Raw genomic sequence first — 26,075 nt, forward strand, 5'->3', positions numbered from 1 at the left:
GTCATACGTCGAGCGCCGTTCCCTGTTCGGAGGCTTGGACGGATTTGGCCAGGATGAGGGCGCTCAGAGTGAGGTCGCCGATGCGTTCGGTCACCTGCGCGTTGGCTCTGATCGTCGCTGCGGAGAGCTCGGTGAGGTAGTCCTTGGCGCGCTCGACGGCTCCCAGCTCCAGCATGCCTGCGACCGTGTGGATCCGATTGGCGAACTCGTGCCGCTGGGCGCGGAGGCCCCTAGTGACGGTGCGTGCGCCGTCGAGCTCGCCGGTGAGCTGGGTCAGCTCAGTCTGGTCGCGCAGGGTGATGACGGCACCTCCGTCGACCTCGCCGACGCGCACCGGCCGTCGGCTGCAGACGACGATCCTGTCTCCGATGCTCAGGAGCTCATCGCTGGAGGGGCCATCGCCGCTGAGCAGCTGGTCAGCCTCTGGGGGAAGGCTCGCCTGTTCCGGCAGCTGACCTATGTCCTCGGCGCTCAGGCCCAGCAGACTGCGTGCCGCATCGTTGGCCAGGACGATTCGGCCGTCGTGATCGACTGCGATCACTCCCTCGCTGATGGCGTAGAGGAGGGCTTCGCGGCTGTCGAGCAGCTCGGTGATCTGATGGGGCTCCAGCCCGTGGGTGCGCGCGCGGATGCGCCGGGAGATCACGTAGGCACCCGCCCCGCCGAGAAGCAGGGCGGTCATAAGGGTCCCGGCAATGACGGGCAGCGCCTCTGAGATGGCTCCGTCGATGTCGGAGGTGAGGATTCCCACCGAGACGTACCCGATCACCTCGCCGTCCTCGCCCCATATGGGTGTCCGCGCCCTGAGTGTGAGTCCGGCAGGCCCCCGCTCGACGCCTGTCCATTCGCTGCCGGCCAGCACGGAGGAGGCGTCGATGCTCGAGGGCTGGCCGATCGCGTCCTCAACAGGGTGGGAATGCCGGATGCCTTCCTCGTCAGCGACCACGATGTACTCGAACCCGGAGGCCTCGCGGAGCCTTTCGGCCATCGGGCCGAGCTCCTGGGAGGGGTCCTCGGACGCCAGGCCGTCCCGAACGGCCGGCATGGCGGCGACGGACTGGGCCATCACCATGGCTCGTTCCTCCCCCTCAGCCTGAACCACACGGTGGTGATGGGCGAACCAGAGCGCTCCCACTGCAGCCACGGCGGCCGCGAGGAGAACCGTGTTGAGCAGGAAGAGGTAGGTCGTCAGCGAAAGTCGCACCAGACCATTCTGCCCCAGGGAGCTGCGACCAATATGACCAATATCACCCTATTGCGATTAAGCGCGTGACCTGCGCCACTTATGCCGGAGAGTGAGTGTGGCCCGGGTCACGGGCGGCACATACCTACACGGAGGACACATGCTCAGCCTAGTCGGCCTGGCGGTCATCGGGACTATGACGACATTGCTGATCCTGGGACGCATATCCCCAGTGGTGGGTCTCACGGTGATCCCCATCGTGGGCGCCCTCATCGCAGGCTTCACGCCCGGCGAGATCAGCGACTTCTTCGAGACCGGCCTCGGCTCGGTCATGGACGTTGCGGTGATGCTGATCTTCGCCATCATCTTCTTCGGGATCATGAATGATGCGGGCCTGTTCAACCCCCTCATCAGCCTTACGGTGAAGCTCACGCGAGGAAACGTCGTGGCCGTCTCGGTGGGCACCGTGCTGCTGGCCGCCGTGTGCCACCTGGACGGCGCCGGCGCCTCGACCTTCCTCATCACCATCCCCGCGCTGCTGCCGCTGTACCAGCGGCTCGGGATGAGCCGATACCTGCTGCTGCTGCTCGTGGGCACCAGCATGGGCATCCTGAACATGCTCCCCTGGGGCGGTCCCGTCGGCCGATCCGCGGCAGCACTGGACCTGGACCCCGTCACCATCTGGCGCGACCTCATCCCCGTGCAGATCATCAGCCTGGTGCTGCTGGTCGGCATGGCCGTCATCCTGGGGTACCGCGAGAGGGCCCGCATCGCTGCTCACCAGAAGGTCCTCGCCTACGCCGGCGGCGGATCCGGCAGCGACGCGAGCGACACCGGCATCGGCACCGCAGAGCCGGACACCGCAGCCAGCGCAGACTGGGCGGCCGGGTCCGAGCAGCCCGCCGACGCCACCCGGACGAAGATGTGGCTCAACGCCGTCCTGGTCCTCACCGCCATGACTCTCCTCGTCACCGAAATCGTCCCCCCGGCACTCTGCTTCCTCATCGCCCTGTGTGCGGCGCTCATCATCAACTACCCCAAAGTCTCCGACCAGATGGAGCGCATCCGCGCACACGGCGGAGCCGCCCTGGGCACCGGGGCGATCATCTTCGCCGCCGCATGCTTCCTCGGCATCCTGCAGGAGTCCGGCATGCTGGAGTCGCTCGCCTCAGACGCAGTCGGCCTCCTGCCCGAATCCTCCATCCCCTACCTCCACCTCATCGTGGGCGTCCTCGGACTCCCACTGGAGCTGCTCCTGAGCACCGACGCCCACTACTTCGCCCTGCTGCCCCTGGTCGAAGGCATCGCATCACAGGTCGGCGTGGACACCCTCGCTGTGACCTACACGGTCATCGTGGGCAACGTCATCGGCACCTACATCAGCCCCCTCAACGCATCCCTCTGGCTGGGCCTCGGGCTGGCCGGCGCGGACATCGGCAAGCACATCAAGTACTCCTTCTTCCCCATGTGGATCTTCAGCGTCGTGGTCCTGGCCGTCTCGCTCGGCGTGGGCGCGATCCCCTGGAGCTGAGCCGGCGGCGGCGTTAGGTACGCTGACGGGGTGACACGCCCGGCACCCCAGAACGCACGCACCTCCCACGAGGCGGGTGTCTGAGGCGCATGCACCTGAAGTCCGAAGCGCAGGACCTCTACGCCGCAGCCCTCGGCCGACTCTCCGAGGAGCGCACCGAAGAGATCGGGGAGCAGTGGGAGACCCGCCTGGCCTGGCCGGTGCTCATCGCCGCGATCGTCTCGGTGCCGTCAGTGTTCCTGACCCTGTTCGATGAGCCCTTCGAAATGATCGGCCACGTCGGGCTGTGGGGCGCCAGCGTCGTCCTGGTCGTCGAAACAGTCGTCCTCTTCCTCGTCTCCCCCAAAAAAGTCGACTGGGTCCGGCGCAACTGGTGGCTCATCCTGCTCACCGCGCTGACCATCATCGCCACCATCTTCAGCATCGGGCCCATGCAGATCCTTCGCATGCTCCGCAGCGTCGGCGCACTCAGAGTGCTCCGCGCCAAACAGGTCGCTAAGGCCGGCGAATCCCTGCAGAAGAGCGGCGGCTCCGCCTGGAAGCGCTACCTCGGCTCAGCGCTGGCAATCATCGTCGTCGGCGCCTTCGTCATCGCAGCACTCGCCGATCCGGAATCTCCTGCCCGGAATTTCCTGGAGGGCCTCTTCGGCGAAGAGGGCGCGATCGCAGCGTCCATCGGCGCGGGTGTGGTCATTATGGGACTGATGTTCCTGCTGGTGCGTCCCGACAAGAGCAGCCAGAACGAGTAGTGCCCGGACCTCGCAGGAGGCCCGGGCACCAGGTCGTGAAACGTTCGAGCGCTGTCAGGCGGTCGTCACCCCGCGGGAGACGCTGACCATCTCCTCACGAGCCACCACCTTGATCCGCTCACGGGCCTCCCCCGAGGGCAGGCTGTAGGACTCGCCGAGCTGACGCTCGTGCTCGTCCAGCGACAGCCACCCCTCCCAGGAAGTGGTCTGCACACCGCGGGACTCCAGAAGGTCCAGCACATCCGAATCGCGCTGCTCTGCGCTGGGCAGGTTCGGGAAGTCCTCCAGCAGGTGGTTGATCGTCTCCAAGGCATCGCCCTTGGTGTGGCCGATCAGGCCGACCGGTCCCCGCTTGATCCAACCGGTGGCATAGATGCCCTCCACCGGGGAACCGGTCTCATCGAGCACCCGCCCCCCGTCGTTGGGGATGATGCCCCGCTCGGAGTCGAACGGGATGTCTGCCAGCGGCGATCCGAAGTAGCCGACCGCACGGTAGACAGCCTGCACGGGATACTCCACGAACTCGCCGGTGCCCTGAGCTCGCGCGGTGCCGTCCAGCTCCATGCGCTCGAACTTGATGCCCGCCACCTTGCCGGTGCCCGAGCCGTCCTCGTTCCTGCCTTCGACGATCTCGACCGGCTGGTGCAGGAAGTGCAGGTGAAGCTTCCGCGAAGCCTCCTCGCTTCGCTCCTCCTGCTCGACCAGCCAGTTCGCCAGAGTGTTGACCATCGTCTTCACCTGGTTGTTGGTCTTGATGGACTCGTCCGACGCCTCGTCGAACTCAAAGTCCTCCTCATAGAGGACGATGTCGACGTCGCGGGTGTGGGAGAGCTCCCGCAGCTCCAAGGGAGTGAACTTCACCTGGGCCGGGCCGCGGCGGCCGAAGACGTGCACGTCCTGGACCGGGGAGGTCTGCAGCCCCTCATAGACGTTGTCCGGGATCTCGGTCTCCAGAAGGTCTTCAGCGTGCTTCGACAGCACACGAGCCACATCGAGCGCGACGTTGCCGTTGCCGAGCACCGCCACCTGCTCAGCGTTCAGCGGCCACTCGCGCGGGTAGTCGGGGTGGCCGTCGTACCAGGAGACGAAGTCTGCGGCGCCGTAGGAGCCTTCGAGGTCGATGCCGGGGATGTTCAGGGCAGCGTCGTCGATGGCGCCGGTGGCGAAGATCACGGCGTCGTAGTGCTTCCTCAGCTCCTCGAGGGTGATGTCGCGGCCGTAGTCGACGTTGCCGATGAACCGGATGCCTCCGCGCTCCATCACCTTGTGGAGCGCCTTGATGATGCCCTTAATCCGCGGGTGGTCCGGCGCCACGCCGTAGCGGATGAGCCCGAAGGGCGCCGGGTAGCGGTCGAACAGGTCGATCGCCATGCTCCCGCCCTGCTCAGAGCGCTGCAGGATGTCTGATGCATACACGCCGGCGGGACCGGCGCCTACGACGGCGACGCGGCGGGAGGGGGCGGAGGTGGTCTCGGTCATCTGGTATTCGGTCCTTTGTCCTTACGTGGTGTGCGGGATGCTGGCTAGGAGGACAGCCAGTCCTCCGCAGAGTCAGCACCCTGCTCTTCGGGGGCCTCGGGCAGGATGATCAGTCCGGCGGCCAGTGTATTGCCGTCCGCTGGATCGATCAGCAGCGAGGCTCCGGTGCGCTTGGATGCGGTGTAGTCGTCCACGGGCAGCGCCGCGGCGAGCTTGATCGTGGCGGTTCCTATGTCGTTGAGCTCCAACTGATCAGAATTGTCCGCGTTTAAGGTGCTCAGGTCCAGTCGGGTACGGATTTCGCTGATCAGCGCCTTGACGGTCGTTGTCCCGTGCTTGAAGAGCACGCGGGTCCCCACCGATGCCGGCTTCTCGTGCAACCACGCCAGACGGACCCGCACCTCGTCGAGCTCCTGCGCCGGCTCTGCCTCAGCAGTGAGCACAGCGCCGCGGGAGACGTCGTACTGCCCGGCCAGCTCCACCACCACCGATTCGCCTGCGGCCGCTGCCTCACCTTCAGCGAGGTCTGCCTGCAGCCCGGTGCGTCGCACTGACGTCACCTCGGTGACGTGCCCGCCCGGCTGAATCCTCACCCTGTCTCCTGGGCTGAGCCGCCCGGCCGCGAGCTGGCCGGCGTACCCGCGAAAATCTGCGAACTCATCGCCGGGCACGCCCGGTGCCAGGCCGCCCTGGGGCCTGATGACTGTCTGGACCGGAAGCCTCATCGGCTCCTCGAGGCGGTGCTGGGCATCAGCATCAGGGAGGTGCTCGAGGATCGGCAGCAGAGCCTGCCCGGCGTACCAGGGCGTCCTCTGCGAGACGGTGACTACGTTGTCGCCGCGCAGAGCGGAGACGGGCACCACGATCGGGTCCGCCGCATCGGGGCGGAGCGCGTCGCTGTGGCCGCGAAGCTCTCGTGCCACACGCAGGATCTCTGCCTCCACCGTGCGGAACGCCTCCTCGCTGTAGTCGAGGGCGTCGATCTTGTTCACGGCGATGATGATGTGCTCAACCCGAAGCAGAGCGGCCACTGCCAAGTGCCGGCGAGTCTGCTCGACGACGCCGTTGCGCACGTCGACCAGAAGGACCACCGCGTCCGCAGTGGAGGCGCCGGTGACCGTATTCCGTGTGTATTGGACATGCCCGGGGCAGTCGGCGAGCACGAAGCTGCGCTGATCGGTCGCAAAGTAGCGGTACGCGACGTCGATGGTGATGCCCTGCTCACGCTCAGAGCGCAGCCCGTCCGTCAGCAGCGCCAGATCCAGGGGCTGGCCAGACTCATCGAAGGCCTCTCCGAAGCCGCGCTCGGCAGAGGTGCGGGCGACCGCTGCGAGCTGGTCGCTGAGGATGGCCTGCGCATCGTGGAGCAGCCGGCCCACCAGGGTGGACTTGCCGTCGTCGACGCTTCCGGCAGTGGCGAGACGGAAAAGGGTGCCCGACGGCGTCGCCGTCCGCGGAGATTCAGCGCTCACAGTCATATCAGAAATACCCGTCCTTCTTCCTGTCCTCCATGGCCGCTTCGGAGAGGCGGTCATCGGCGCGGGTTGCTCCGCGCTCAGTGACCGTGGCCTCGGCAACCTCCTGCAGAACCAGCTCATTGTTCACGGCTGCCGAGTCCACTGCCCCGGTGCAGGACATATCCCCGACCGTGCGGTACCTCACCAGCCGGGTCTGCGTCGACTCCCCCGGGGCGGGCTGGCTGAACGGGCCGACCGCCCGGATCATCCCGTCGCGGTGGAAGACCTCACGCTCGTGGGCGTAGTACAGAGGCGGCAGCTCGATGCTCTCGTAGGCGATGTAGCGCCACACATCCAGCTCAGTCCAGTTGCTGATGGGAAAGGCGCGCACGTGCTGGCCCGGCTTGTGCCGCCCGTTGTACAGGTTCCAGAGCTCAGGCCGCTGCGAGCGCGGGTCCCACTGCCCGAACTCATCGCGCAGCGAGATGATCCGCTCTTTCGCCCGGGCACGGTCCTCGTCCCGGCGAGCGCCTCCGAAGACAGCGTCGAACCGGTTCTCCGCGATGGTTCGCAGCAGGGGCACGGTCTGCAGGGGGTTCCGTGTGCCGTCAGCGCGCTCCTGGAGCTCGCCGGTGTCGATGAGGTCCTGGACCGAGCCGACCACCAGGCGCAGGCCCATCTGTTCGACGGTCCGGTCGCGGAAGTCGATGACCTCGGGGAAGTTGTGGCCGGTGTCGATGTGGACCACAGGGAATGGGACCCGGCCGGGCCAGAAGGCTTTGGATGCGAGGTGAAGCATCACCACGGAATCTTTGCCGCCGGAGAAGAGCATCGCTGGTCGGTCGAACTCTGCGACGACCTCGCGGATGATATGGATGGCTTCAGCCTCCAGGCGTGCCAGCGCCGTGGTGCCGGCGGCCGAGAGGACGCCGTCCTGCGCCAGCTGCTGTGCGGTGCGCTGGGCTTCGGGTGCGGTGGTGGTCATGGGTTCCTCGAGGGTGCTGGTCGGGGTGCGGTGCTGGTCAGGAGGTGGAGTCGGTGGTGTGGATGCCGCATTCGACCTTTCCGGTGCCGGCCCAGCGTCCTGAGCGGGGATCTTCGCCTGGTGCCACGGGGCGGGTGCACGGTTTGCATCCGATGGACGGGTAGCCGTGCTGCAGCAGCATGTTCACGGGGACGTCGTGGTCCGCGGCGTAGCCGACGAGATCGTCGAAGCTCCAGGTGGCCAGCGGGTTCACCTTCACCAGCCCGTGCATCTCGTCCCAGGTGATCAGGGGTGTGCCGCTGCGGGTCGGGGCCTCGTCCCGGCGGACTCCGGTGAACCAGACCCTGTACCCGGACAGTGTCTGTCCCAGCGGCTCCATCTTCCGCATGCGGCAGCAGGCGGCCGGGTCACGGGCGAAGAGGTCCTTGCCGTACTGCTCGTCCTGCTCCTCCACGGTGAGCTTGGGCTGCACGTCGACGATTCTGACGTTCAGGCGGTGCTCGACGTCGTTGCGCGCCGCGATGGTCTCGGCGAAGTGGTAGCCGGTCTCGAGGAAGAGCACGTCCACCCCTGGAACCTGGTCGGCGACCAGTGCGGGCAGCACCGCGTCCTGCATGGAGCAGGCGACGGCCACGTCCGGAGTGTCGAAATGTGCGGCCACCCAGGCGACAACCTCTTCTGCGGGGGCGTCCCAGGCCAGCTCCTCGGCACCGGATTCGGCGAGCGCTCTGAGCTGGTCGGGGTTCAGGACGGCGGCGGTGCTCATGCGGAACGTCCTTCCCACTGGTGCTGGAGGACGTCGTCGTCGACCCGGTGCGCCCAGACCGCGAACGTCTCGGACGCGGACTCTCGGGTGCTCAGGTAGCGGCGGATGAGCTTCTCGACGTAGGCGGCCACCCCCTCGCGGGAGACCTTCAGCCCACGGACGGTGCGGCCGAGGCCCGCTTCCTCGTCGCGGTCGGAGGACGTGAGCCCGCCTCCGAGGTGCACTTGGTAGCCGGGGGTCTGCTCTCCGTCGTCACCGGCCATCAGCTGGCCTTTGAGCCCGATGTCTGCGACCTGGATGCGGGCGCAGGAGTTGGGGCATCCGTTGATGTTCAGCGTGAGGCGCTCCGGCAGCTGGTCGGCGACATCGGCCAAGGCCTCTTCCAGCTGGCCGATCACGGTGATGCCCGTGGATTTGGTCTCAACGAAGGAGAGTTTGCAGAACTCGATGCCGGTGCATGCCATGGTGGACCGTCGGAAGACGCTTGGGCTGGGGTCCAGGCCGAGCGCGGAGAGGCCGTCCTTGAGGGATTCGACCTTCTCCGCGGCCACGTCGAGCACCACGATCTTCTGGTGGGGAGTGGTGCGCAGCCGATGCGAGCCGTGAGCTTCGATGAGATCGGCCAGCTCCAGAAGAAGCTCTCCGTTGACGCGTCCGACGGCAGGGGCGGCTCCTATGTAGAACCTTCCGTCCTTCTGGGCGTGGACGCCGATATGGTCCCCGGGGCTGGTCGGCGCCGGCGGCTCGGGGCCGTCGGTGAGGGACCGCCCGAGGTATTCGTCCTCGATCACCTGGCGGAACTTCTCCGGGCCCCAGTCTGCGAGCAGGAACTTCAGCCGGGCCTTGGCGCGAAGGCGCCGGTAGCCGTAGTCCCGGAAGCACTGGGTGACTGCGTGCCACACATCGGGGGCCTCATCCTCAGTGAGGAAGACCCCGAGGCGCTCGGCCAGGCGGGGGTTCGTGGAGAGCCCTCCCCCGACCCAGAGGTCGAATCCCGGCCCCAGTTCGGGGTGGACCACACCGACCAGCGAGAAGTCGTTGATCTCGTGGACGACGTCTTGGCTCGGATGGCCGGTGATGGCTGACTTGTACTTGCGCGGCAGGTTGGAGAGCTCAGGGTCGCCGATGTAGCGCCGAGAGATCTCCTGTATGACGGCGGTGGGGTCGATGATCTCGTCGGCGGCGATGCCGGCGACGGGCGAGCCGAGGATCACGCGCGGCGTGTCGCCGCAGGCCTCGGTGGTGCCCAGTCCGACCGATTCCAAGCGCCGCCAGATCTCCGGCATATCCTCCACCCGCACCCAGTGCAGCTGAACGTTCTGCCTGTCGGTGATGTCGGCGGTGCTGCGCCCGAAGTCTCTGGAGAGCTCCCCGATGAGTCTGAGCTGATCTGTCGTCAGGGCGCCGCCGTCGAGGCGGATGCGGAGCATGAAGTACTCGTCGTCGACCTCTTCGGGGGGAAGAGAGTTGTGGGCACCCGGGGGTACGCCGGGGCGGCGCTGGGTGTAGAGACCCCACCACCGAAAGCGGCCGCGCAGGTCGTCAGGATCGATGGAGGCGAAGCCCTGCTTGGAGTAGATCTCCTCGATTCGCTGACGAACGTTGAGCCCGTCGTCCTCCTGCTTGAACTCTTCGTTGTGGTTGAGGGGCTCCTGGCCGTCGACCTTCCATTGGCCGTTGGGCTTCTTCTGCCGCGGCGGCCGCGCGGGACGAGAACTGGTCTCAGTGGACATATTGAAACGGTACGCCTCTCCGCGGCTCAGAAAATAGCTGCGCGTAAGTTTTGTTCACATTCGCGTTCAGTGCTCAGGGGCGCAGGCCCACCATGACCGATCGCTGCTCATCGCGGGTCCACTGGCTGTAGCCGGCCGAGTAGAGGACGGCGTCGAATCCGGCCAGCTCCAAGGCGATGACCGAGTGGGCCGAATGCAGGCCTGAGGTGCAGTAGACGGCCACCGGACGCTCCGGGTCGACACCGAGGCTCAGGTATCGCCGGCGCAGGTGCTCGGCCGGCAGAAAGCGTCCCTGAGCGTCCACGCTTCCGGTCGCCGGGGCGCTGATGGCCCCGGGAATGTGGCCCGGCCGAACGCTCAGCGGGTCATGGTCGCCGGTGTAGCGGTCCGTGGGGCGAGCATCCAGCAGGGTGGCCTCGTGCGCGAACGCTGCCGCTTCGTCGGCCTCCAGCAGCGGCAGCTGCCCGGGCCGGACCAGAGCACTGCCCGTCTCAGGCAGGTGCAGGGCGTCCGCGAGCGGGTACTCGGCGGCGGTCCACGCCCGCAGAGAGCCGTCGAGGACGCGGACGTCCGGGAAGCCTGCCCACTTCAGCAGCCACCAGGCTCGGGCCGAGGACAGGTTCTTCAGATCGTCGTAGACCACCACTGTCTCGCTGCCGCTGAGCCCCCAGCGCTGCACCGTCTCCTGGAAGTCCGACGGTGCCGGCAGCGGGTGGCGGCCCTGCCCGTTGTTGGCTGACATGGGATCGGCGAGCTCGTAGTCGAGGTCGACGAACACAGCGCCGGGGATGTGTCCCTGCAGGTATTCGGGCAGGCCCTCGGGGCGATCCTGCCGCCACCGGACGTCGAGGATCTTCACCTGTGGGTCATCGATTCGAGCGTGCAGCTCAGCGGCGGACATCAGGTGAGGCAGTGTCTCGCGGTAGGCCATAGCGCCATATTGTATGCGAATATTTTGAACATAAAGAGCACCAGGTGATGCGGTGTGCGCACAGAGTGATCAGGTCGCTCGTTACGCTCGAGTCCAGGGTTCCTGGAGTTTCCCTGTAGATTCGCCCATTAATTTCCGTCTATGCCTGAGAATGCGAAGCACGCCATTGTCGTTGGGGCGGGCCTGGCCGGACTGGCCGCCGCCGTGGATCTTGTCGACGCCGGCCACCGGGTCACGGTGCTTGAACGAGCCGAGCAGGTTGGGGGCCGGACCTCGAGCTGGAAAGCCGACGGCATGACCGTGGAATCCGGACTCCACCGCTTCATGAGCTCATTCACCGCAACGACAGACCTCATCCGACGCACCGGCACGGATCTCGAAGACATCGTGGTCTGGGAGGACGAGGTCGAGATCATCACCCCCGATGGCGGGCCCAAGGCCGAGTTCGGCGCGTCGGTGGTGCATCGGCCGATCAAGTCCGTCGGCGAGGCGCTGGGCAACAATGACTTCCTGCCCATGACGGAGAAGGCGAAGCACGGCAAGATGCTCGCCGCCGCGGCGAAGCAGCACAGCAGCGAGGACGAGTCCCTCGACGGCCTCAGCGTCCAGGAGTTCGCGCTGAAGCACGGCCTGGCAGAGGCGACCATCGACCGCATCCTGGCACCGCTGACCGACGGGCTCTTCAGCGTTCCGGCGGATCAGTTCTCGATGGCGACGTTCATGAACCTCACCTCCTCGTACTGGGACACCAGCCCATCATCGCGCGCGGGAGCCTTCGCAGGTCCCATGACGGAGGTCCTCGCGGAGCCCATCGCCGAATATCTGCGCACCCGAGGAGCGACAGTCCGGACCTCCTGCGCAGTCGAGCAGCTGGTCACTGACGCTGGTGAAGTCACCGGGGTGCGGACTGACGACGAGACGCTGGTGGCAGATGTGGTCGTGCTGGCCTCATCCATAGGTCCTGCGCAGAAGCTGGTGCGCGAGCAGCTGTCCGGTGAGCCGTCCTTCGACGCGTTTTCAGCATGGAGCACTCCCCATCGTGAGCCTGCAGTTCGAGCTCGCGGAGCCGCTCCTGCCGCAGGACCGCTCCACATTCGGACCCGGCACCATGCTCGGGTGGTTCGCCGAACAGTCGCGCACCACGTTCGCCGACTCCAGGGGCCGGGTGAGCATTGTGTGCACCGAGCCGGAGGCACACCGCGGAACCGACTCATGGGAGCTGGCGAAGCAGGCCTTCGAGGAAGCCGACCGGCTGGGACTGGACCTGCGGCACAAGATGCTGGACTTCCGCAAGATCGTCATGCCTGAGGACTTCTACCCGCCCAAGCCCGGCAATGACGCCAAGCGCCCGAAGCAGCGCACCTCCATCAACGGCCTGGTGCTCGCAGGCGACTACACAGCGCAGAAGTACCTGGGCACCATGGAAGGGGCCGTCTTTCCGGGCAGCTGGCCGCGCAGGCAGCCATGGCGCAGGAGCTCTCGGGCCGAGTCGCTGAGCCGTCAAACCTCATGTAGACTTTCGGGTGCTTCCGCCGGGTTCGCTTCGGCGCAGAGCACGTCTACGGGCTATAGCGCAGCTTGGTAGCGCGTCCGTCTGGGGACGGAAGGTCGTGGGTTCAAATCCCGCCAGCCCGACTAACATGCAGAGCCTCTGCTTCCTTGTAGAACAAGGGAAGCGGAGGCTTTTGCTTGACCCGGAATGGTCCCGGAGACGCCGTTTCGAAGGTCACTAGTGACGTGACAAGTAGACTTCTGCGCACACTGCCAGTGGTCGTTTATGGCCACGCATGGCGTCAATCGAGACCGTCCTGGTGGCCAGTCTCACCGCTCCCCCTGACCGGCTCAAGCGAACCTCCAGCACTGCGTCAAAGACGCCTCACGGGTGCGGGCTCCAGACGCAATGGAGTCTCCCCAGCAGCTGTCCGGACCTGAGCTGGTAGACCACTCAGCAATTTTGAATCTCGGAGTCGAGCATCAGTTCACGGAAGACGCACCAGTCATTCTCTCGGTCTCCTAGGTCCTGCATCCCAAGGAGTTTGCACACCTCACTGTCTCGGACAGGGAAGAGCTTAGGTCGTTTCCGTGCGGTGACCTTGCTAGCTGTGACCCAGGTGCTGGACGCCTTTGTCCCCGCCTTGGCTAGCGAATCCTTGACCAGGTCGTAGAACTCGCACCTCGCCCCGGAGTCCTGGGCTGCAGTCTCCTGCGTAGTTGCCTTCAGGGTTGTAAGAAATCCGCCAGACGCTGAGGCGTGCCAGCGTCGAGAAGAGCCGTAAGCGCCCGATTGCGAGCGAGATCGATAGTGTCTTGCTTGACCGCGGGAAGATTTTGAACTGTCACAGGCCCGTCTCCTCGAATCGCGGGTTATGCATCTCCCGCGAACTCTGCTCAATTCGTCGACCTCAGCCGCTCACACTTCCCCGCCCTGGGCCGTGTCACAGCCACGCGACACCGTAACCTCATGAGGGCTCTTCGGCCGTCCCCCTCATGCTCATCCATGGGGAGCACAGCATCCCGCCCCCCACGAGGGGTCGCCGGCCCGGTATCGACGCGCCCAGCGCGGTCCATGGAAGACGGTCGAGGATGTAGCCGGAGCCTCCATCAACCCCAGGGCAGCTCACCTGAACGATCATGCACACGTACGGATCTGCGTGGCCTGGGATCACGGGCTGCTCGTCCGTGAGATAGCGGAGAAGGTGCGAATCATTGAACGTGCGGCACAGCGCATCCGGGCCGAACTCCTCAACGAGGGGTACTTGGACCGAGAGCGTGTCGGACACCGGAATCGCTGTCGTGTGCACCCGGAGCTGCCCCTGCGGCACCCCCTGGAGCGCCACCATCGGGTCGGCGAACTGCTGACCGCCCTCAACGATGATGCTAATTGAGGCAGGAAAAGTTGGGTTCGAACCTCGGAGCCCTCGAGGGGGATGACCATCTAGAGGCGGCCGATTACCACCCGCCGACGAACCCGCTCCTGACGGCTAGTGGCCGGGATTACCCGCAAACCTCCAGAGCACGGCATCGAGCAGCCTCAAGGGCTCTGGCTCAACAACTGGCCGGTTCTCCATCGAAGGTTCTTTAGTAGATGAAGCAAGCACTTCCAGACGTTCTAAAATCTCGGGGTCTCGCATGAGCTCGCGAAAAACCACCCAATCCTTCGCACGATCTCGCAGGTTATGGATACCCAGATATGTACATACGACGCTATCGCGGACAGGAAACAGGCCGGGACGTTTTCGTGCGGTGATTTTGCTGGCCGTTACCCACGCATTAGACGACGCCGTACCTGCGCGAGCTAACGAAGTTTTGATGAAATCGTAAAACTCGCTCATAGGAGCGAAGTCCGCAGGGGTAGTGTTCTCCAGGGTGACATCCGGCAACGCATGCAGGAGGCGCGATAGTTCTTGAGCTGTGCCCTCCTCCCCAAGAAACCGGCGCACTGCCCGGGGAGGGATTGTCACGGATAGTGTTGCGGTAGCTACGAGGTCGACCGCCGTCACTGCACCGTGGTCCACTGGTCCCAGCTGCGTGAACGTCGCTCCAGCGTAATTAGTCTCCGGATCATAAAATTCGCGTAAAAGCCGGGGAGTCTTAGCGTCACGCAACGCGATAAACGCCTGCTCTCGTGCATGATCGACAACATTTTCTGACACGGACGGAAACTGGGATGCATTGTCCACGAGAGCTCCTTTTGATACCTGGGCTTACATCCTAACTATATGCTCACCAGAATTCTTCTATCCACGAGGCCTGTCTCATTCGGCTTCGTGTTGCTGAATAGGCTCAGAAGTCCTGCGAGGCTGCGCCTGCCCCTCCCCCGATGCGCGTGATGTGCATCCGGCGGGCGAGCCGGATGACTGGGCGGATGGGCAGCTGCATATTGCCGATCAGAAACAGCCACGTTCCAATAGTCGTCGTGGATTCACTCAAGAACAGGACGCTGCCGCTGATGAACCACAGCGCAATGAGGATGTCGTTGATGATGCTCAGCGTCTCGTAGCGGCCACGGATGATCAGTTCTTCGTGGCCGATGCGCAGAGTCAGGTCGCTGGAGTGATCACTCAGGGATGTCACGATATCCATCGTCCGGAGCAACCGACGCGGCCCCATGGCTCCCTCTCAGCGTCCTGCGACCGCCAAGGGGACGCACGGGTTCGCTGGCTACGGTCGGATCATGATCATCAGGACGATTCTGCTGTGGGTAGGACGAAAGCTTTTTCGACGCTGGCAAGGCCGTGGTCAAGGCGGGCAGGCATCCGCTCACAGATAGCTCGCATGCAGCGCCTGAGGCGCACGCAAATGCGCCCTGCGCATAACCGGCACGTCGAGCACCTACTCGTTCGCGATGAGCGTACTGTCAGGTCATGGATACTTTCTTGACGGCTTGGGATGTCACGCTCCGCTGGTCGCTCATCGCCGGTCCGGTGTTTGTGATGATTGCTTTCGCGCTCTCCGGAGTGCACGTATTCCGGGAACGTTCACGGGTGTACGTCAGCAAATGACGTTCCCGCCCTCAACACGCGAAAGGCTCCCTGCGACCCGTGATGAAGGGTCGCAGGGAGCCTCTTCGCATCCCGCGCTCCTGAGCTTAGGAGGACACCATCCCATGCGGGTCAATGACAAACTTCCGGGCAACCCCGGAGTCGAACTGCTGGTACGCATCCGGCGCATCGTCCAGTGACACTGGGGTGGCGCTGACGACGTCCGCGATCCTCGCCTTGTCATGGATGATCGCCTTCATCAGCTGCCGGTTGTACTGCTTCACAGGGCACTGACCAGTGGCGAACGTGTGCGACTTCGCCCACCCGAGCCCCAAGCGGACACCCAGTGTGCCCTCCTTGGCGTTGTCATCCGCAGCGCCGGGGTCCCCGGTGACATACAGCCCGGGGATGCCGATTCCGGCACCAGCGCGAGCGACCTCCATACAGTCGTTGAGCACCGTCGCGGGAGCCTCTGCAGCGCCTTCACCATGACCGCGTGCCTCGAAGCCGACCGCATCCACGGCAGCGTCGACCTCCGGCTCACCAAGCACCTCAGCAATCATGTCCGGCAGGCTTCCGTCCCGGGTCAGGTCAATGCCCACGCACCCGAAGCTCTCCGCCTTGGCCAGGCGCTCCTTGTTCATGTCGCCCACCAGCACCGCACCTGCACCCAGCAGCTGAGCAGAGTGCGCGGCCGCAAGCCCCACAGGCCCTGCGCCAGCAATGTACACCGTCGAGCCCGTCGTCACGCCCGCGGTGTATACGCCGTGATAGCCGGTGGGGAAGATGTCCGACAGCATCGTCAGGTCCAGGATCTTCTCCAGCGCCTGATCGCGGTCCGGGAACCTCAGCAGGTTGAAGTCGGCGTAGGGAACCATGACGTACTCGGCCTGACCGCCGATCCAGCCGCCCATATCGACGTAGCCGTATGCGGCCCCAGCCCGGGCGGGATTCACGTTCAGGCAGATGCCGGTCTTTCCGTCATTGCACGTCTGACACCGCCCGCAAGCGATGTTGAACGGCACGGAGCAGATGTCCCCCTGCTTGGTGAACAGGACGTCCTCGCCGACCTCCACCACCTCACCGGTGATCTCATGGCCCAGAGTCTGACCCACAGGAGCCGTTGTCCGCCCTCGGACCATGTGCTGGTCGGAGCCGCAGATGTTTGTGGTGACCACCTTGAGGATCGCAGCATGCGGAGCCTTCTGCGAGATGCCGAAATGGTCCGCGACCTCCTTGGGAATCTCCAGCTTCGGGTAGTCCACGGACTCAATGGTGACCTCACCCGGGCCCTTGTAGACGACAACACGATTCGAGCTCATGACGGACTCCTGCCAGTCGACTGCACCGTGACGAACATCACGGCATGCAAGAACCACGGTAGCCCGAATAAACCCGAAGGTGAAGCACTTTTTAGAATTACAAAAAGACAGTAAATCTAATTTTAATGAGACTCATTTGCGACGCTTGCGCTTCTCACGCACACGCATCTGCACTTCGATCGGAGTGCCGGTGAAATCGAACGTCTCACGCAGCCGCCGAATGATGAATCGCCTATACCCGGGATCCAGGAAGCCCGTGGTGAAGAGCACGAACTTCGGAGGCCGGGTGCTCGGCTGCGTGCCGAAGAGGATCCTCGGCTGCTTGCCGCCGCGCACCGGGTGCGGATGCGCCGCCACCAACTCGCCGAGGAACGCATTGAGCCGCCCCGTGGAGATCCGCTGCTCCCAGTTGGTGAGGGACGTGTTCAGAGCCGGCGCGAGCCTGTCCCTGTGCCATCCCGTAAGGGCCGATACGTTGACTCGGGGCGCCCAGGCCACATGCGCAAGATCGCGCTGGATCTCGCGCTCCAGGTAGTAGCGACGCTCCTCGTCCATGAGGTCCCACTTGTTGTAGGCCAGCACCACGGCACGGCCGGAATCGAGCACCATCTGGATGATCCGCACGTCCTGCTCGCTGACCGGCTCCTCCACCGAGACCAGCACCACGGCGACCTCTGCCTTGTCCAGGGCGCGCTGAGTCCTGAGCATCGCATAGTACTCAGAGCCCGCCGCCATGTGCTGACGACGTCTGATCCCCGCAGTGTCCACGAAACGCCACTGCTGCCCGCCGAGCTCGATGAACTCGTCGACCGGATCGCGGGTGGTGCCGGCCACGTCATCGACCACCACTCGGTCAGAGCCGGCCAGCTTGTTCAGCAGCGAGGACTTGCCCACATTGGGACGCCCGACCAGCGCCACACGCCGAGGCCCGCCCTGCGGGATCACACCCCCGTGCTGCGCCGTCTCCGGGAGGACTCTCAAGGCTGCGTCCAGCATGTCGCCGGTGCCGGTGCCGTGCAGCGCCGAAATCGGGAACGGCTCCCCGAGCCCCAAGTTCCACAGGGCGTAGACCTCGGCCATCTGCGACGAGCCCTCATAGGTGTTGTCGATCTTGTTCGCGGCCAGAATCACCGGCTTGCGCTTGCGGCGCAGCATCTGGACAACGGCTTCGTCGACCGCCGTCGCACCCACCAGACCGTCGACGACGAACACCACGGCATCCGCCTCGTCTACCGCCATCTCAGCTTGGTCAGCGACCTGCTTGGCCATTCCTTTCGCGTCGGCCTCCCAGCCGCCGGTGTCCAAGAGCGTGAAATCTGTGCCGTTCCATTCCGCCTCGTAGGAAACTCGGTCCCGAGTGACGCCGGGGACATCCTCGACCACGGCCTCGCGCGCACGAATGATGCGGTTGACCAGCGTCGACTTGCCCACATTGGGCCGGCCCACCACTGCCAGCACCGGCGGCGCGGGAAGGTAGAGCTCCTCGGCCTCGCTCTCGACGAAGTCCTCAAGAAGGTCAGCATCGTCCTCCTCGAGCTCATACGCCTCAAGGCCGGCCCGCAGCGCTGCGGCGCGCGCCTGGGCCTCCTCCTCGCTGAGGCTCGCCAGCCGCTCCTCGATGCGGTCCTCACCCTCGGGCACGTACTCGCCCTCTGTGCGGTCACTCATCGCGAAGCATCCTGCAGGGTCTCCACACGGCCGATCAATGAATCCACGGTCTCCTCAAAAGTCAGGTCTGAGCTGTCAAGCACGGCCACCCCATCGGCGGCCTCGGTGAAGTTGGACGCGGCTGAGTCCCTGCGGTCCCGCTCGAGCACCTGGCGTCTCAGGGCTGCCTCGTCCTGCTCGGCGCCGGACTCGGCAGTGAGCTGCAGCCCGCGGCGACGCAGCCGCGCCTCCGCCGATGCCGTCAGCAGCACTCTCACCTGGGCGTCGGGAGCGACCACTGTGGTGATGTCGCGGCCTTCGGCCACGATGAATCCGGACTCGTCGATGATGCGGCGCTGCGCGTCGATCAGCACAGACCGAGCGCGACGGTTCGTCGCCACCTGAGAGACCGCCTCGGAGATCCGCGGCTCACGGATCGCGACGGACACGTCGGTCTCGCCCACCGTGACGCTCTGATGCTGCGGATCAGTGGACAGGTGCAGCGGCATCTCCTCTACCGCCACCGCCACTGCGGCCTCGTCGTCCAGATCCAGCTGCTGGTCCAAGCAGTACCAGGTCGCCGCCCGGTACATCGCCCCGGTGTCGAGATAGTCAGCGCCCAGCTGGGTCGCAGCCGCCCGGCACACGCTGGACTTTCCGCTGCCTGAGGGGCCGTCGACGGCAATGATCATCCGGGAATGTGGTTCAGCCATAACTAAGTCAGCACTACCTTCCATCCTATGTGCGTGAGCGCTTGAGCCAGCTCCTCGGCCCGGCCAGGCAGAACTGAAAGCTCCACCATACCCACCTCATGGCCTGCGGAGTGGTCCATGCGCATGTCTTCGACGTTGGTCCCGATCTCTGCGACGTCATTGAGCAGGGCGGCGATCTGTCCGGGACGGTCGTCGACGATGACGGTGACCACGGTGAATGACTGCGGCGGAGAGCCGTGCTTTCCGGGAATCCGCGCCACCCCCGCGTTGCCCTCAGCGATCAGCTGAGCGATGTCGGCCTGACCTCCGGGAGCCCGCGGAGCCTCCAAGGTCCCGATGAGCTGGTTCACGTCCTCGCGCAGGCCATAGAGGATCTCCAAAACGGCCGGCGCGTTGTAGGTGAGGATCTGGACCCACAGGTTCGGGTCGGAGGCGGCGATTCGGGTGACGTCCCGAAGCCCATTGCCGGAGAGGCCCAGCGCCTGCTGGGGGGCGTTCTGAAGCCGTGAGGCCACCAGAGAGGCCGCCACCTGCGGCAGGTGGCTGATCAGCGCCACCGACCCATCATGCTGAGCCGGAGTCATCCTGTGCAGACTCGCTCCGAGCAGGCGGGCCAGCTCCTCTGCAGCTGCGACGGTCTCCTCTGCGACGTCCTCGTGGGGGCAGATCACCCACGGCATCGACGTAAAGAGAGCGCCACGGGCGGCCACGGGACCAGAGCGCTCACGACCAGCCATCGGGTGGGTTCCCACGTAGCGGGTGAGATCGGTCTCACCGGGAAACTGGCGGAGCTCGTCCAGCACCGAACCCTTCACCGAAGCGATGTCCACCACGATCGCCTCAGGGTGACGCACCAGCGCCCGATGCACCTCCTCTGCGGTGGCCTCCGGCGGAGCCGCGACCACGACCAGGTCGGGGTGCCTTTCGTCATTCCACACCCTGCCGGCGCCGATGTCGGCAGCGATGCTCACCGCCACCTGAGAAGGGTCCGAGAGCCATACTTCTTTTCCCGATGCGCGCAGGCCCAAGCCGATGCTGGTCCCCAGAAGGCCGGTGCCTCGTACGAGGACTGTCTGAAAGCTCACCGCGTCCCACCCTGTTCGTTCGGCTGGTCGCTGACGAGGTCGCGCAGGTGCCCCACCTCCCGCGAGGTCAGCTCCCGCACCGTGCCCTGCGCCTGGTCGCCGATGGCGATCCCACCGACGGCGGTGCGCACCAGCCGCGCCACCGGAGCTCCGAAGTGCTCGAAGATCCTCCGGACAATGCGGTTGCGGCCGGAGTGAAGAGTGAGCTGGACCAGCGTTCGTCCGCCGTTCGAGCCCATATGGTGGAAGTCGTCCACCACGATGGGGCCGTCCTCCAGCTCGATGCCGGCCCGCAGCTGGGCCTCCGCCTTCCTGGGCAGATTGCCGCGCAGCTCGGCGAGGTAGGTCTTGGGAACCTCGTAGGACGGATGGGTGAGCTGGTGGGCCAGATCCCCGTCATTGGTCAGCAGCAGCAGACCTTCTGTCTCGAAGTCCAGACGGCCGACATGGAACAGCCGCAGCTTCTGCTGCTCCGGGGTCAGGAAGTCTCCGACGCACCGCCGCCCCTCCGGATCGGACATGGTGGTCATCACCCCTGCCGGCTTGTTCAGCACGGCGTACTGGTGCTCCACGTCGAGGTTCAGCCGAATGCCGTCCACATGGATCGTGACCTGCTCAGGGACCACCCGAACTCCGGGCTCGATCACGGTACGGCCGTCGATCATGACGCGCCCCTCCGCAATGAGATTCTCGCTGACCCGGCGGGAAGCCACACCGGCGGAGGCCAGAACCTTCTGCAGGCGGGTGCCCTCCGGGTCATGCACGGCCCGGAAGTTCTCCTCGGCCTCATCGGCGCGCAGCTTCACACGCTTGGGCTCAGAGGAGATCAGACGGTGCTTCGCCTGATTCGCGAAGGGACCTCCGGATGTGCCCGGCTTGGGGGTGCGTGCGGCACGGGACGCTCTGGGCGCACGGCCGCCCGAACCCCTCGAAGACATGGCCGCCAGTCTACCGGCCACAGGGCGCACCGCAGTGCGCCGGCTCAGAGGCCCGGCTCCTGCTCGCTGAAGTCTGCTTCGACGAGGTCCCCCACGCCCGGCAGGTGCGGGCTGAGCTGCGGAAGATCATCCAGTGAGTCGAGCCCCAGACGTTCGAGGAATTCGGTGGTCGTCATGTAGAGCGTGGCCCCTGTGGCCGGGTCAGTGCCCGCGATGTCCAGCAGGCCTCGAGTGACCAGTGTGCGCACCACCCCGTCGACGCTCACACCGCGAATCGCAGCCACCGCTGAGCGTGAGACCGGCTGCCGGTACGCGATCACGGCGAGGGTCTCCAGCGCAGCCTGGGACAGCTTCGCCATCTGACCGCCGAGCATGAAGGCAGAGACCGGTTCGGAGAAGCGCTCCCGCGAGTAGTAGCGCCAGCCCCCGGCCACCTCACGCAGCTCGAAGCCTCTCTGCCGCCCGGAGCTGCCGTCAGCTTCGGCCCGGAGCTCGTCGAGCAGGGGCTGAACGTGGTGGAGGGGCAGTCCCACAGCGGCAGCCAGATCCGCTGCGGGCACGGGCTGCTCGGCGACCATCAGCACTGCCTCGAGCGCACCCAGCCGATCCTCGTGCGAGGTCAGAGGCTGCCCCTGGTCCGACTCGGGCTCCGGACGCTGCGTCATCGGTCCTCGATCTCCTCCGCCTGCGATTCGCCGTCAGCCCAGGTCACCGTCAGCTCGCCCAATGGAACCGGCTGATCGAGTGAGACGACGCGGTCGCGGAAGAGCTCCAGCAGCACCATGAAGCGCACTACCACCACAGCCTGCGCATCGGCGTCGGCGACGAGCTGCTGGAAGGTGACCCGTCCCGCCTCGCGCAGCATCCGCAGCACCTGCTGCCTCTCCGCCGCGGAGTCGACTGATGTGTGGAGGTGCTCGAGGCGAACCTCGTCGGGCTCGGACGCGCGTCGCCCGAAGGCCTTCTCCGCCAGCGCACGCAGGTCCTCAGGGGTTGCGTTGAATATCAGCTCGGGCAGCACCCCGGCGAGCGCGGGGTCGGTGCCCGGCTGGCGGGCGACGCGTCGCTCGTTGGCGCCCACGGCATCCCCGAGATGGCGTGCTATCTCCTTGAAGGCCCGGTACTGCAGCAGGCGGGCGAACAGCAGGTCTCGAGCCTCGAGGGCGGCGAGGTCCTCCTCCGAATCGGGCTCGGATCCGGGGAGGAGCTGAACGATCTTCAGATCCAGCAGCGTCGCGGCGACGAAGACGAAGTTGGACGACTCGTCGAGTGCACGGCGGGCATCCAGCGTCCGCACGTAGGAGAGGAATTCGTCGGTGACCTCTCCCAGGGCGACAGCGGTGACATCCATCCTGCGCTTGGCGATCAGGCCCAGCAGCAGGTCGAAGGGGCCGTCGAAGTTCTCCAGGCTGAGCCGGAAGCCTGGTGCCTCCGTCTCAGCGTCCAGCAGCTCCGAGCTCATGCGAGGATCACGGGGCTGCGCCGCGGCCGATGAGCTCGCGCGCCAGCTGACGGTATGCCTTGGCTCCGTCGTGCTTCTGGGCGTAGGAGGTGATCGGCTCTGCCGCCACCGTGGCATCTGGGAACTTCACGGATCGTTTGATGACGGTCTCGAAGACCCGGTCGCCGAAGGCTTCGACGATGCGCTGAATGACTTCCTTGGCGTGGGTGGTGCGCAGATCGACCATGGTCACCAGCACGCCGTCGACTTCAAGGTCCGGGTTGATGCGGTCCTGGACCTTCTCGATGGTCTCCTTCAGCAGCGCCACCGCCCGCAGGGCGAAGAACTCGGCCACCAGGGGAATGATCACTCCGTGGGCTGCCGTGAGGGCGTTGACGGTCAGAAGCCCCAATGAGGGCTGACAGTCGATGATGATGACGTCATAGTCGTCGCGGACCTCGCGCAGTGCTCGCTGCAGCACCTGTTCGCGCCCGACCTCCGTGACCAGCTGAACTTCGGCTGCGGAGAGGTCGATGTTGGCAGGAAGCAGGTCGATCCCACGAATGTGTGTTGAGAGCAGCGCGTCCCGGGTGCGGACGTCCTTCTCCATCATCACGTTGTAGATCGTCACGTCCAGATCGTGCGGTGAGGCTCCCAGGCCCGCGCTGAGAGCTCCCTGCGGGTCGAAGTCGACCATCAGCACCCGACGGCCGTACTCAGCCAGAGCGGCGCCCAGGTTGATGGCCGAGGTCGTCTTCCCCACGCCGCCCTTCTGGTTGACCACCGCAATCGTCCGGGCAGGGCCGTGGGAGTCAAGGGCGTCCGGGATGGGGAACTCGTGCTTGGGCCGTCCAGTGGGACCGATGATGGCGTCCCCGTGAATGGTCACAAGCTCGGTGGGTTCCTGGTCCGTCATGACTCCTTACCCTACAAGGCTCGCGGATGGGCAGATATATACGTCTCCCGAAGCGAGTCGGCGGTCACCTTGGTGTAGATCTGGGTGGTGGTGACTGAGGCGTGCCCCAGAAGCTCTTGGACGGTGCGCACGTCCGCGCCGCCCTCGAGCAGGTGGGTGGCGCAGCTGTGGCGCAGGGTGTGCGGCGACACCTCCGCGCCGATATCCGCTGCGCGGGCCGCTTTGACGAGCGCAGACCACGCCGACTGCCGCGACAGGCGGCCTCCGAGGCGGTTGAGGAAGAGTGCAGCGCTCCCTCGGGACCGCCCGGAGCGCCCTGCGGCTGAGGCAGTCTCGAGGAGCGCGGGGCGGCCGGCCGTCAGGTAGTCGCCCACCGCCCGCTGGGCGTACTGCCCGAGGGGCAAGAGGCGCTGCCTGTTCCCCTTGCCCGTCACTCGGACCAGAACGAGCCGGTCGCCATCCTCCTCGGCATCCGGGGGCGAGGCGGCAGGGTCGGCGGGCGGACTCTCCTGGCCGGCCTGGACCACATGCACGTCATCGACGTCCAATGACACCGCTTCGCTGATCCGTGCGCCCGTGGCATAGAGGAACTCCAGGAGCGCCCTGTCCCGGAGCCCGAGCGGGTCGGCCGCCGAGGGGGCGTCCAGCAATGCAGTGACCTGGTCCACGGTCAGGGCCTTCGGAAGGGTCTCTGCCTGCTTCGGGGCAGCGACCTCCCTCGCCGGGTCGTGAGCGGTCAGCCCCTCGAGGGCCCAGTGCCGGTGGGCACCGCGCACTGAGGCCAGGGCCCGCGCGGCCGAGCGCGAGGAGAGAGCACTTCCCCCGTCGCCGCCCGTCATCAGAGCCTGCACGAAGTCCGAGACGTGCCCCTCGTCCACCGCATCGGGCGAGGAGGTCCCCCGACTGTCCAGGTAGGCCGTGTAGCGGCGCAGATCACGCCGGTAGGAGGCGAAGGTGTTCTCCGAGACGCCGCGCTCGATGCGCAGGTGGCTCAGATACTCCTGCACCGCCTCTGACAGGCCCACGGCCGCTCAGCGTGCCGAGCGCCGCTGCAGCCCGGCTCGTATGAGGCCGGCGAACAGCGGGTGAGGGCTGGTGGGCCGGGACTTCAGCTCGGGGTGCGCCTGCGTGGAGACGTAGTAGGGGTGCGACTCCCTGGGCAGCTCCACGAACTCCACGAGAGTGCCGTCCGGGCTGGTTCCGGAGAACACCAGCCCAGCCTCAGAGAGCTGCTCGCGGTAGGCGTTGTTGACCTCATAGCGGTGCCGGTGACGTTCCGAGATCTCGGTGGTCCCGTACGTCTCGGCCACCACGGAGCCTTCGACCAGCGACGCGTCGTAGGCGCCCAGCCGCATGGTTCCGCCCAGGTCGCCCTCGCCGGCGACGATGGTCTCCTGCTCCGCCATCGTCGCGATGACCGGGAACTTCGTGTCGGGGTCGAACTCGGTGGAGTTGGCCTCGGGAAGTCCGACGACGTTCCTGGCGTACTCCATGACCATGGTCTGCAGCCCGAGGCACAGCCCGAGCGTGGGCACACCGTTCTCACGTGCGTACCGCAGTGCGCCGATCTTGCCGTCCAGGCCGCGCACGCCGAACCCGCCGGGCACACAGATGGCATCTACGCCTGCCAGCGCCTTGGCGGCGCTCTCCTGGTCGGAGCAGAGGTCGGAGGGCACCCAACGGATCTTCGTCTTGGCACTGTTGGCGAATCCGCCGGCGCGCAGCGCCTCCGTGACCGAGAGGTAGGCATCGGGCAGGTCGATGTACTTGCCGACGAGCGCCACTTCGACCTCGTCATCGGGGTGGTGGACCACGCTGAGCAGGCTGTTCCACTTGGACCAGTCGACGTCCTTGAACTTCAGGTCGAGCGCCTGCACGACGTAGGCGTCCATGGCCTGCTTGTGGAGGATCCGCGGGATGTCGTAGATGCTCGGAGCATCGGCGCAGTTGATCACAGCGTCGGCGTCGACGTCGCACATCCTGGAGATCTTGCCCCGGATATCGGCAGGCAGCTCGCGGTCGCTGCGCAGCACGATCCCGTCAGGCTGGATTCCCAGGGACCGCAGGGCGGCCACCGAGTGCTGCGTCGGCTTCGTCTTCAGCTCCTGCGACGGTCCGATGTAGGGCACCAGCGAAACGTGCAGGAAGAACACGTTCTCCCGGCCGACGTCCTGCCGGAGCTGGCGCGCAGCTTCGAGGAAGGGCTGAGACTCGATGTCGCCGACGGTTCCGCCGATCTCAGTGATGATCACATCGGGGGCATCACGCTCGCCGGGCTCATCGGCAGGAAGACGCATGCGCCGCTTGATCTCATCAGTGATGTGCGGGATGACCTGGACGGTGTCGCCGAGGTAGTCGCCTCGACGCTCCTTCTCGATGACTCTGGAGTAGACCTGGCCGGTGGTGACGTTGTTGACCCCGTCAAGGTTCTCGTCCAGGAATCGCTCGTAGTGGCCGATGTCCAGGTCGGTCTCGGCGCCGTCCTCGGTCACGAAGACCTCACCGTGCTGGAAGGGGTTCATGGTGCCGGGATCCACGTTGAGATAGGGATCCAGCTTCTGCATCACGACGGACAGGCCGCGTGCTCGGAGGAGGTGACCGAGGGACGATGCCGTCAGACCCTTGCCGAGGGAGGAGACAACACCCCCCGTGACGAAGATCTGTCGAGTTGGGCTGGGGGTGTTCTGGTTTCTGGAAGAAGCGCGGTTGACCACGGAG

The 26,075-nt window shown here is 65.7% G+C and carries 25 protein-coding genes, 1 tRNA gene and 1 pseudogene; 7 read left to right on the forward strand and 20 right to left on the reverse strand.

What is annotated here, in order from left to right; translation table 11 throughout:
- Position 1: 1 nt before the first annotated feature.
- The gene (locus tag FS388_RS00715) at positions 2–1,204 is read right to left on the reverse strand and encodes a Spo0B domain-containing protein (protein WP_210410209.1); all 1,203 of its coding nucleotides are present in this window, start codon (positions 1,202–1,204) and stop codon (positions 2–4) included.
- Between the two features lie 139 nt (positions 1,205–1,343).
- Between FS388_RS00715 and FS388_RS00720 the strand changes: the two genes are divergently transcribed.
- Together FS388_RS00720 and FS388_RS00725 are read left to right on the forward strand one after the other, a co-directional pair.
- Positions 1,344–2,714 carry a CitMHS family transporter gene (locus FS388_RS00720; RefSeq protein ID WP_146338736.1) on the forward strand — a complete coding sequence of 457 codons (1,371 nt, stop codon included), beginning with the start codon at positions 1,344–1,346 and terminating at the stop codon, positions 2,712–2,714.
- Positions 2,715–2,803: 89 nt separating this feature from the next.
- Entirely contained in the window at positions 2,804–3,463 is a 660-nt protein-coding gene (locus tag FS388_RS00725) for a hypothetical protein (RefSeq protein ID WP_246836240.1), read from the forward strand.
- Between the two features lie 54 nt (positions 3,464–3,517).
- Here FS388_RS00725 and FS388_RS00730 read toward each other — a convergent pair whose 3' ends face one another.
- The 6 genes from FS388_RS00730 to FS388_RS00755 form a co-directional block, all read right to left on the reverse strand.
- Positions 3,518–4,942, reverse strand: a complete 1,425-nt coding sequence (locus tag FS388_RS00730) for an FAD-dependent oxidoreductase (RefSeq protein ID WP_146338739.1) — start codon at positions 4,940–4,942, stop codon at positions 3,518–3,520.
- A gap of 44 nt (positions 4,943–4,986) precedes the next feature.
- On the reverse strand, positions 4,987–6,420 hold the full coding sequence (locus FS388_RS00735; RefSeq protein WP_146338742.1) for a sulfate adenylyltransferase subunit 1: 1,434 nt from the start codon (positions 6,418–6,420) through the stop codon (positions 4,987–4,989).
- 1 nt (position 6,421) lies between these two features.
- On the reverse strand, positions 6,422–7,384 hold the full coding sequence (gene cysD / locus FS388_RS00740) for a sulfate adenylyltransferase subunit CysD (protein WP_146338745.1): 963 nt from the start codon (positions 7,382–7,384) through the stop codon (positions 6,422–6,424).
- Positions 7,385–7,421: 37 nt separating this feature from the next.
- Positions 7,422–8,150: a phosphoadenylyl-sulfate reductase gene (locus FS388_RS00745; RefSeq protein WP_146338748.1), complete on the reverse strand. Its 729-nt coding sequence runs from the start codon at positions 8,148–8,150 to the stop codon at positions 7,422–7,424.
- Positions 8,147–9,883, reverse strand: coding sequence for a nitrite/sulfite reductase (locus tag FS388_RS00750; protein ID WP_146338750.1), 1,737 nt, complete (start codon positions 9,881–9,883; stop codon positions 8,147–8,149). Before FS388_RS00750 ends, FS388_RS00745 begins: the two co-directional genes overlap by 4 nt.
- A 73-nt stretch (positions 9,884–9,956) precedes the next feature.
- Positions 9,957–10,814 carry a sulfurtransferase gene (locus tag FS388_RS00755; protein WP_246836241.1) on the reverse strand — a complete coding sequence of 286 codons (858 nt, stop codon included), beginning with the start codon at positions 10,812–10,814 and terminating at the stop codon, positions 9,957–9,959.
- 141 nt (positions 10,815–10,955) lie between these two features.
- On the opposite strand from FS388_RS00755, the pseudogene FS388_RS00760 reads away from it, so the two are divergent.
- The 3 genes and pseudogenes from FS388_RS00760 to FS388_RS00770 form a co-directional block, all read left to right on the forward strand.
- Positions 10,956–11,825 (forward strand): annotated as a pseudogene (locus FS388_RS00760) (FAD-dependent oxidoreductase); the annotation flags it as partial.
- Between the two features lie 28 nt (positions 11,826–11,853).
- Complete coding sequence (locus FS388_RS13395; protein WP_371708454.1) at positions 11,854–12,399, forward strand: FAD-dependent oxidoreductase; 546 nt, start codon at positions 11,854–11,856, stop codon at positions 12,397–12,399.
- Positions 12,377–12,449: transfer RNA gene (locus tag FS388_RS00770), tRNA-OTHER, on the forward strand. The genes FS388_RS13395 and FS388_RS00770 overlap by 23 nt, the downstream gene beginning before the upstream one ends.
- Positions 12,450–12,759: 310 nt before the next feature.
- Here FS388_RS00770 and FS388_RS13400 read toward each other — a convergent pair.
- Complete coding sequence (locus FS388_RS13400; protein ID WP_371708456.1) at positions 12,760–13,206, reverse strand: DUF6308 family protein; 447 nt, start codon at positions 13,204–13,206, stop codon at positions 12,760–12,762.
- 259 nt (positions 13,207–13,465) lie between these two features.
- Here FS388_RS13400 and FS388_RS00775 point away from each other — a divergent pair, with 259 nt between their 5' ends.
- On the forward strand, positions 13,466–13,699 hold the full coding sequence (locus FS388_RS00775) for an AsnC family transcriptional regulator (RefSeq protein ID WP_246836242.1): 234 nt from the start codon (positions 13,466–13,468) through the stop codon (positions 13,697–13,699).
- Between the two features lie 96 nt (positions 13,700–13,795).
- Here FS388_RS00775 and FS388_RS00780 read toward each other — a convergent pair whose 3' ends face one another.
- Both FS388_RS00780 and FS388_RS00785 read right to left on the reverse strand, forming a co-directional pair.
- A complete protein-coding gene (locus FS388_RS00780) occupies positions 13,796–14,494 on the reverse strand; it encodes a DUF6308 family protein (protein ID WP_146338760.1) in 699 nt (232 codons plus the stop codon).
- Between the two features lie 103 nt (positions 14,495–14,597).
- A complete protein-coding gene (locus tag FS388_RS00785) occupies positions 14,598–14,888 on the reverse strand; it encodes a YrhK family protein (RefSeq protein ID WP_246836243.1) in 291 nt (96 codons plus the stop codon).
- Between the two features lie 290 nt (positions 14,889–15,178).
- Between FS388_RS00785 and FS388_RS12960 the strand changes: the two genes are divergently transcribed.
- Positions 15,179–15,316, forward strand: coding sequence for a hypothetical protein (locus FS388_RS12960; RefSeq protein ID WP_168198546.1), 138 nt, complete (start codon positions 15,179–15,181; stop codon positions 15,314–15,316).
- 86 nt (positions 15,317–15,402) lie between these two features.
- Here the strand turns inward: FS388_RS12960 and fdhA are convergent, their stop codons facing one another.
- The 10 genes from fdhA to FS388_RS00835 all read right to left on the reverse strand — a co-directional run bounded on the left by fdhA (position 15,403) and on the right by FS388_RS00835 (position 26,071).
- A complete protein-coding gene (gene fdhA, locus FS388_RS00790) occupies positions 15,403–16,617 on the reverse strand; it encodes a formaldehyde dehydrogenase, glutathione-independent (protein WP_146338765.1) in 1,215 nt (404 codons plus the stop codon).
- A gap of 132 nt (positions 16,618–16,749) precedes the next feature.
- Positions 16,750–18,285: a ribosome biogenesis GTPase Der gene (gene der, locus FS388_RS00795; RefSeq protein WP_146338768.1), complete on the reverse strand. Its 1,536-nt coding sequence runs from the start codon at positions 18,283–18,285 to the stop codon at positions 16,750–16,752.
- Complete coding sequence (gene cmk / locus FS388_RS00800; protein WP_146338771.1) at positions 18,282–18,977, reverse strand: (d)CMP kinase; 696 nt, start codon at positions 18,975–18,977, stop codon at positions 18,282–18,284. The genes der and cmk overlap by 4 nt, the downstream gene beginning before the upstream one ends.
- A gap of 2 nt (positions 18,978–18,979) precedes the next feature.
- Positions 18,980–20,062 (reverse strand): prephenate dehydrogenase, encoded by a 1,083-nt coding sequence (locus FS388_RS00805; protein ID WP_146338774.1) that lies wholly within the window; start codon positions 20,060–20,062, stop codon positions 18,980–18,982.
- Positions 20,059–21,000, reverse strand: coding sequence for a pseudouridine synthase (locus FS388_RS00810; RefSeq protein ID WP_146338777.1), 942 nt, complete (start codon positions 20,998–21,000; stop codon positions 20,059–20,061). The genes FS388_RS00805 and FS388_RS00810 overlap by 4 nt, the downstream gene beginning before the upstream one ends.
- A 44-nt stretch (positions 21,001–21,044) precedes the next feature.
- Entirely contained in the window at positions 21,045–21,665 is a 621-nt protein-coding gene (locus tag FS388_RS00815) for an SMC-Scp complex subunit ScpB (RefSeq protein ID WP_146338780.1), read from the reverse strand.
- Positions 21,662–22,462, reverse strand: coding sequence for a ScpA family protein (locus FS388_RS00820; protein ID WP_146338783.1), 801 nt, complete (start codon positions 22,460–22,462; stop codon positions 21,662–21,664). Before FS388_RS00820 ends, FS388_RS00815 begins: the two co-directional genes overlap by 4 nt.
- A gap of 7 nt (positions 22,463–22,469) precedes the next feature.
- Positions 22,470–23,357: a ParA family protein gene (locus FS388_RS00825; protein WP_146338786.1), complete on the reverse strand. Its 888-nt coding sequence runs from the start codon at positions 23,355–23,357 to the stop codon at positions 22,470–22,472.
- Positions 23,358–23,368: 11 nt separating this feature from the next.
- Entirely contained in the window at positions 23,369–24,382 is a 1,014-nt protein-coding gene (locus tag FS388_RS00830) for a site-specific tyrosine recombinase (RefSeq protein ID WP_146338789.1), read from the reverse strand.
- Positions 24,383–24,388: 6 nt separating this feature from the next.
- Positions 24,389–26,071, reverse strand: a complete 1,683-nt coding sequence (locus FS388_RS00835) for a CTP synthase (RefSeq protein ID WP_146338792.1) — start codon at positions 26,069–26,071, stop codon at positions 24,389–24,391.
- Positions 26,072–26,075: the final 4 nt, after the last annotated feature.

This window comes from Nesterenkonia sp. NBAIMH1 (assembly GCF_007922635.1).
Classification (GTDB): domain Bacteria; phylum Actinomycetota; class Actinomycetes; order Actinomycetales; family Micrococcaceae; genus Nesterenkonia; species Nesterenkonia pannonica.

Bases quoted from the DNA above. Each gene is read 5' to 3' on its own strand.
- FS388_RS00720 (WP_146338736.1), top strand. From the start codon at position 1,344: ATGCTCAGCCTAGTCGGCCTGGCGGTCATCGGGACTATGACGACATTG.
- FS388_RS00725 (WP_246836240.1), top strand. From the start codon at position 2,804: ATGCACCTGAAGTCCGAAGCGCAGGACCTCTACGCCGCAGCCCTCGGC.
- FS388_RS00730 (WP_146338739.1), bottom strand. From the start codon at position 4,942: ATGACCGAGACCACCTCCGCCCCCTCCCGCCGCGTCGCCGTCGTAGGC.
- FS388_RS00735 (WP_146338742.1), bottom strand. From the start codon at position 6,420: ATGACTGTGAGCGCTGAATCTCCGCGGACGGCGACGCCGTCGGGCACC.
- cysD (WP_146338745.1), bottom strand. From the start codon at position 7,384: ATGACCACCACCGCACCCGAAGCCCAGCGCACCGCACAGCAGCTGGCG.
- FS388_RS00745 (WP_146338748.1), bottom strand. From the start codon at position 8,150: ATGAGCACCGCCGCCGTCCTGAACCCCGACCAGCTCAGAGCGCTCGCC.
- FS388_RS00750 (WP_146338750.1), bottom strand. From the start codon at position 9,883: ATGTCCACTGAGACCAGTTCTCGTCCCGCGCGGCCGCCGCGGCAGAAG.
- FS388_RS00755 (WP_246836241.1), bottom strand. From the start codon at position 10,814: ATGGCCTACCGCGAGACACTGCCTCACCTGATGTCCGCCGCTGAGCTG.
- FS388_RS12960 (WP_168198546.1), top strand. From the start codon at position 15,179: ATGGATACTTTCTTGACGGCTTGGGATGTCACGCTCCGCTGGTCGCTC.
- fdhA (WP_146338765.1), bottom strand. From the start codon at position 16,617: ATGAGCTCGAATCGTGTTGTCGTCTACAAGGGCCCGGGTGAGGTCACC.
- der (WP_146338768.1), bottom strand. From the start codon at position 18,285: ATGAGTGACCGCACAGAGGGCGAGTACGTGCCCGAGGGTGAGGACCGC.
- cmk (WP_146338771.1), bottom strand. From the start codon at position 18,977: ATGGCTGAACCACATTCCCGGATGATCATTGCCGTCGACGGCCCCTCA.
- FS388_RS00810 (WP_146338777.1), bottom strand. From the start codon at position 21,000: ATGTCTTCGAGGGGTTCGGGCGGCCGTGCGCCCAGAGCGTCCCGTGCC.
- FS388_RS00815 (WP_146338780.1), bottom strand. From the start codon at position 21,665: ATGACGCAGCGTCCGGAGCCCGAGTCGGACCAGGGGCAGCCTCTGACC.
- FS388_RS00820 (WP_146338783.1), bottom strand. From the start codon at position 22,462: ATGAGCTCGGAGCTGCTGGACGCTGAGACGGAGGCACCAGGCTTCCGG.
- FS388_RS00825 (WP_146338786.1), bottom strand. From the start codon at position 23,357: ATGACGGACCAGGAACCCACCGAGCTTGTGACCATTCACGGGGACGCC.